Origin of the sequence: Streptomyces swartbergensis, assembly GCF_002148965.1 — a bacterium.
Taxonomy (GTDB): domain Bacteria; phylum Actinomycetota; class Actinomycetes; order Streptomycetales; family Streptomycetaceae; genus Streptomyces; species Streptomyces swartbergensis.
This window is the reverse complement of the sequence record NZ_NGFN01000462.1, coordinates 1-5,621: the sequence shown is the minus strand read 5'-3', so window position 1 is coordinate 5,621 and position 5,621 is coordinate 1. Positions and strand designations below refer to the sequence as shown.

The 5,621-nt window shown below is 67.6% G+C and carries 4 protein-coding genes; 1 reads left to right on the top strand and 3 read right to left on the bottom strand.

What is annotated here, in order from left to right; all coding sequences use genetic code 11:
- Window positions 1-61: 61 nt before the first annotated feature.
- Window positions 62-2,185 carry a DNA gyrase/topoisomerase IV subunit B gene (locus CA983_RS39930; protein WP_086605586.1) on the bottom strand — a complete coding sequence of 708 codons (2,124 nt, stop codon included), beginning with the start codon at window positions 2,183-2,185 and terminating at the stop codon, window positions 62-64.
- A gap of 442 nt (window positions 2,186-2,627) precedes the next feature.
- Between CA983_RS39930 and CA983_RS39925 the strand changes: the two genes are divergently transcribed.
- The gene (locus CA983_RS39925; protein WP_086605585.1) at window positions 2,628-2,861 is read left to right on the top strand and encodes a DUF7455 domain-containing protein; all 234 of its coding nucleotides are present in this window, start codon (window positions 2,628-2,630) and stop codon (window positions 2,859-2,861) included.
- 167 nt (window positions 2,862-3,028) lie between these two features.
- Here the strand turns inward: CA983_RS39925 and CA983_RS39920 are convergent, their stop codons facing one another.
- Window positions 3,029-3,865, bottom strand: a complete 837-nt coding sequence (locus CA983_RS39920) for a S1 family peptidase (RefSeq protein WP_086605584.1) — start codon at window positions 3,863-3,865, stop codon at window positions 3,029-3,031.
- Window positions 3,866-4,005: 140 nt separating this feature from the next.
- A complete protein-coding gene (locus tag CA983_RS39915; protein ID WP_086605587.1) occupies window positions 4,006-5,544 on the bottom strand; it encodes an RNA polymerase sigma factor in 1,539 nt (512 codons plus the stop codon).
- Window positions 5,545-5,621: the final 77 nt, after the last annotated feature.

Sequence of the window (5,621 nt, the reverse complement as noted above, 5' to 3'; positions counted from 1 at the left end):
ACCCCGCTCAGATCACCAGCACCCCAGCCCCGCCCTGTCCGGCCGAAGCCCAGCGCAGCGGCTACGCATCGATCCGCGACCGATCCAGCGTCGCCGCCGAGTTGGAGATGAACTCCTTGCGCGGCGCGACGTCGTTGCCCATCAGCAGATCGAAGACCTGCTCGGCGGCCTCGAGGTCGGAGAGGTTGATCCGGCGCAGAGTGCGGTGGCGCGGGTCCATGGTCGTCTCGGCCAGCTGGTCGGCGTCCATCTCGCCGAGACCCTTGTAGCGCTGGATCGAGTCCTTGTAGCGGACGCCCTTGCTCTGGAGCTCCATGAGCTTGTCGCGCAGTTCCCGGTCCGAGTACGTGTAGACGTACTTGTCCTGGCCCTTCTTCGGCTGGACGATCTCGATGCGGTGCAGCGGCGGCACCGCCGCGAAGACCCGGCCGGCCTCGACCATGGGCCGCATGTAGCGGTGGAACAGGGTCAGGAGCAGGGTGCGGATGTGCGAGCCGTCGACGTCGGCGTCGGTCATCATGATGATCTTGCCGTAACGGGCCGTGTCGATGTCGAAGGTCCGGCCCGACCCGGCTCCTATGACCTGGATGATCGCGCCGCACTCGGCGTTCTTCAGCATGTCCGTCACGGACGACTTCTGGACGTTGAGGATCTTGCCCCGGATCGGCAGCAGCGCCTGGAACTCGGAGTTCCGGGCAAGCTTGGCCGTACCGAGCGCCGAGTCGCCCTCGACGATGAACAGCTCGCTGCGGTCGACGTCGTCGCTGCGGCAGTCGGCGAGCTTGGCCGGAAGCGAGGAGGACTCCAGGGCCGTCTTGCGGCGCTGCGCGTCCTTGTGCTGCCGGGCGGCGATGCGCGTACGGGCCGCGGCGACGGCCTTCTCCATGACCACGCGGGCCTGCTGGGCGGCGTCCCGCTTCGTGGACGTCAGGAACGCCTTGAGTTCCTTGGTGACCACGTTGTTCACGATGCGGCGGGCCGCCGAGGTCCCGAGGACCTCCTTGGTCTGACCTTCGAACTGCGGCTCGGCGAGACGCACGGTGACGACCGCGGTCAGGCCCTCCAGGGCGTCGTCCTTGACGATGTCGTCCTCGGCGACGCGCAGCAGCTTCTTGGTGCGCAGCACCTCGTTCATCGTCTTGACGACAGCCTGCTCGAAGCCGGCGACGTGCGTACCGCCCTTGGGGGTGGCGATGATGTTGACGAACGACCTGAGCGTCGTGTCGTAGCCGGTCCCCCAGCGCAGCGCGACGTCGACGCCGAGTTCGCGGGTGACCTCGGTGGGCGTCATCTGGCCGTGGTCGTCCAGGACGGGGACCGTCTCCTTGAAGGAGCCCGATCCGGAGAAGCGGAGGACGTCGCAGACCGGCTTGTCGTTCGCCAGATACTCGCAGAACTCGCTGATTCCGCCGTCGAAGCGGAAGGACTCCTCGCCCTTGCTGCCGCCCTCGCCGAGCCCGAACTCGTCGCGCACGACGATGGTCAGGCCGGGCACCAGGAACGCGGTCTGGCGGGCGCGCTGGTGCAGGTTCTCCAGAGAGAGCTTGGCGTCCTTCAGGAAGATCTGGCGGTCGGCCCAGTACCGCACGCGCGTGCCGGTGCGGGTCTTCGGGATCTTCTTGGCCTTGCGCAGGCCGCTCTTGGCCTCGAACTTGGCGTCCGGGCCGTTCCCGGCGAAGGCGCCGGGGACACCGCGCCGGAAGCTGATCGCGTGGGTGTGTCCACCGCGGTCCACCTCGATGTCCAGACGGGCGGACAGGGCGTTCACCACGGAGGCACCGACGCCGTGCAGACCGCCGGATGCGGCATACGAGCCGCCGCCGAACTTGCCGCCGGCGTGCAGCTTGGTCATGACGACCTCGACACCGGAGAGGCCGGTCTTGGGCTCGACGTCGACCGGGATGCCCCGGCCGTTGTCCCGGACCTCGACCGAGCCGTCGTCCTGGAGGATGACCTCGATGTGGTCGCAGTAGCCGCCGAGGGCCTCGTCGACGGAGTTGTCGATGATCTCCCAGAGGCAGTGCATCAGGCCTCGGCTGTCGGTCGACCCGATATACATTCCGGGGCGCTTCCGCACGGCCTCGAGCCCCTCGAGGACGAGCAGGTGCCGCGCGGTGTAGTTGGACCCGTCCCGGTCTGCTCCTGCCAGCAGAGCTGTGGACGGCACGGACGTCTCGGCGGTCACGCGGTTCGCTCCTCGCTGAATTTCAGATGGGGCCCTCGTGGGTAAGGGCGCGGCTTCAGTCACCGGTGAGAGGGTACCGAGGCCTGGTAGAGCCGTTGTAACGCCACCCTCGTCGGAAACTCACCCTAGTCCAGACTCGTATGCCTGTTCGATCCCTCGTTGGAGTGAAGCACACATCACGTTCCCTTCCAGGCATGAACCATTTAGGCTCCGGGCACGTCCTCATGAACAACCGGCAACCCAGCCGGGAGGACCGACCACCGATACAACGCGAAGCTCCGTAAGACACATAGACACGCAATACGGCACATTCGCCGCCAACCGGCAGCAGACAGCCGCCTCGCAAAGATTCTTTCGAGGAAAAGCCACGAGCGGGAACGTTTTGGGGCTGGTTGGATGTTGACCCTGGTACGACAGCTCGTCGAGCTAGAGAAGAGGCGACGTGACTACTGTTCTGACCCCTGCGAGCCAGTTGACGGCCGCTGATCGCTGCGACCGCTGCGGCGCCCAGGCGTACCTGCGCGTCGTCCTGCTCAGCGGCGGAGAACTGCTCTTCTGCGCCCACCACGGGCGCAAGTTCGAGCCGGAACTCAAGAAGATCGCCGCTGAGATACAGGACGAGACGGAGCGGCTGACGACCGCTCCCGCGACTGCCGCCTCCGAAGAAGAGCGCTGACACCTCGCGTCCGACGACGAGCCAGCACGGCACAGGCCGGTGAACGGGCGGCTGCCTCCGCTATGGAGGCAGCCGCCCGTCCTCGTCCTCGCGAGTCCGCTCAGGCTCCCTCGGACGCCTGCCGCGCGATTCCTTCACGCCGTGTCGGCCTAGCTCGCGCATCATCTTCACGCCTGGGCCCAGCCGAGCGTGCGCATGATGTCGGACACACGCATGTACACCCCTGGGCTGCCGGCCTGCCCGCAGCCGATCCCCCAGGACACGAGGCCGATCAACCGCCCCTGGGCCACCAGCGGCCCCCCGCTGTCGCCCTGGCAGGCGTCCCGGCCCCCCTTGGCCTCTCCGGCGCACAGCATGCTCCTGGCGTCGTAGATGCCGTCCTCACCTCCCGGATACGCCTCCTCGCAGAGAGCGTCGGGGAGCACACGCACGCGCGCCGCCCGCAGACTGTTCGGGTACTCCCCGGCACCCGAGACATCGCCCCATCCGTACACCGTCGCGGCTTCGCCCACGGTGTACGCGGGGTCACCGCCGGCCGCCATGCCGATGACCGAGTCGACGGGGAGAGGCTCGGCCAGGGTGAGAACCGCGAAATCCCCGACGTTGCTGACCCCGTCGTAGGCCGGGTTCACCCAGATCTCTCGCACCGCGACCTCCCGGCCGCCGCGTTCCGAGAGCAGGTCCGTGCGCCCCGCTATGACCCTGAAATCGGGCACCCGCTCCGGTGGCCCGCCCAGAACCTCCTTGTCCACGCAGTGGGCCGCCGTGAGCACAGTGCTGCGGCCGACCGCCACACCACCGCAGAACTGCCCCGCGCGCATACCCCCGAACCGGTCACGACTGGACAGGGCCACCGTCCACGGGCTCTCCGACGCGTCGACGGGGAATCCCCCTATGACGACCCTGTCGGCGGCCACAGGGCCACTGGGACCCACTGACAGGGCGAATACGGCAGCCGCCAGGACCAGCGGTCGGGCCAGGGCCCGGACAAAGCGACGACGCATAGACACTCCTCACTCCGTGGTGTCGGTTGAAACACCCAGAGTGATTCACCCCGTGGCAGCCCGCACCCGCGGAGAGGCATGACGAAGGCCCGGTTCCCCTGAGGGGGAGCCGGGCCTTCCGCGTCGTACGACCGCGACGACTAGTCGAGGTAGTCGCGCAGCACCTGCGAACGGGACGGGTGGCGCAGCTTCGACATGGTCTTGGACTCGATCTGGCGGATCCGCTCACGCGTGACGCCGTAGACCTTGCCGATCTCGTCGAGCGTCTTCGGCTGACCGTCGGTGAGACCGAAGCGCATCGAGACGACGCCCGCCTCGCGCTCGGACAGGGTGTCCAGGACGGAGTGCAGTTGCTCCTGGAGGAGCGTGAAGCTGACCGCGTCGGCCGGGACGACCGCCTCGGAGTCCTCGATGAGGTCACCGAACTCGCTGTCGCCGTCCTCGCCCAGCGGGGTGTGCAGCGAGATGGGCTCGCGACCGTACTTCTGGACCTCGATGACCTTCTCAGGGGTCATGTCGAGCTCCTTGGCCAGCTCCTCCGGGGTGGGCTCGCGGCCCAGGTCCTGGAGCATCTGGCGCTGCACGCGCGCGAGCTTGTTGATGACCTCGACCATGTGCACCGGGATACGGATGGTGCGGGCCTGGTCGGCCATGGCGCGGGTGATCGCCTGACGGATCCACCAGGTGGCGTACGTGGAGAACTTGTAGCCCTTGGTGTAGTCGAACTTCTCGACGGCACGGATCAGACCGAGGTTGCCCTCCTGGATGAGGTCCAGGAAGAGCATGCCGCGGCCGGTGTAGCGCTTGGCCAGGGAGACCACCAGACGGAGGTTGGCCTCCAGGAGGTGGTTCTTGGCGCGGCGGCCGTCCTCGGCGATGATCTCCAGCTCACGCTTGAGCTTCGGCGCCAGCTTGTCGGCGTTGGCCAGCTTGTCCTCGGCGAACAGACCGGCCTCGATGCGCTTGGCGAGCTCGACCTCCTGCTCGGCGTTGAGCAGCGGGACCTTGCCGATCTGCTTGAGGTAGTCCTTGACCGGGTCGGCGGTGGCACCGGCGGCGGCGACCTGCTGGGCGGGCGCGTCGTCCTCGTCGTCGTCGGACAGCACGAAGCCGGCGTTCTCCGTGGCCTCGGGCTCCTCGCCGGCCTTGCCGGGAGCGGCCTCCTCGAGAACCTCCTCTTCGAGAAGCTCGGCGTCGTCCTTCTTGGCGCTGGTCTTCTTCGCCGCGGTCTTCTTGGCAGGCGCCTTCTTGGCGGCCGCCTTCTTGGCGGTCGTCTTCTTGGCGGCTGCCTTCTTGGCGGGGGCCTCTTCCTCGACGCCGGGCTCAGCGGCGGGTGCCGCAGGCGTGGCGGTGGCGGTGGCCTTCCTGGTGGTCACCGCCTTGGCCGCGACCGTCTTGGTGGCGGTGCGCTTGGCGGGACTCTTCGCTGCGACGCTCTTTCGGGTGCGCTTGGGCTCTGCGGCACTGACCATCAGCGTCACACCCTCTTCCTCGAGGATCTGGTTGAGGCTGCGCAGTACGTTCTTCCACTGAGTGGCCGGAATCTGGTCAGCTTCGAAGGCCCGACGCACGTCATCGCCGGCGATCTGCCCCTCAGCCTTTCCCCGCTCAATCAGAGCCATGACAGAGACGGACTCGGCGATCTCCGGCGGGAGCGTACGGGATGTGCTGGCCGACACGAACAACCTCTCGGAACGTTGGAAAACGGCTTCCGGCCCCGTCCACAGTGGACAGGAGCCGACCGCCGGCTTGGGGG

What these genes read in the sequence shown, in the direction of transcription:
- CA983_RS39920 (WP_086605584.1), bottom strand. Translation starts at nt 3,865, where the DNA reads ATGCGTCGTCGCTTTGTCCGGGCCCTGGCCCGACCGCTGGTCCTGGCG.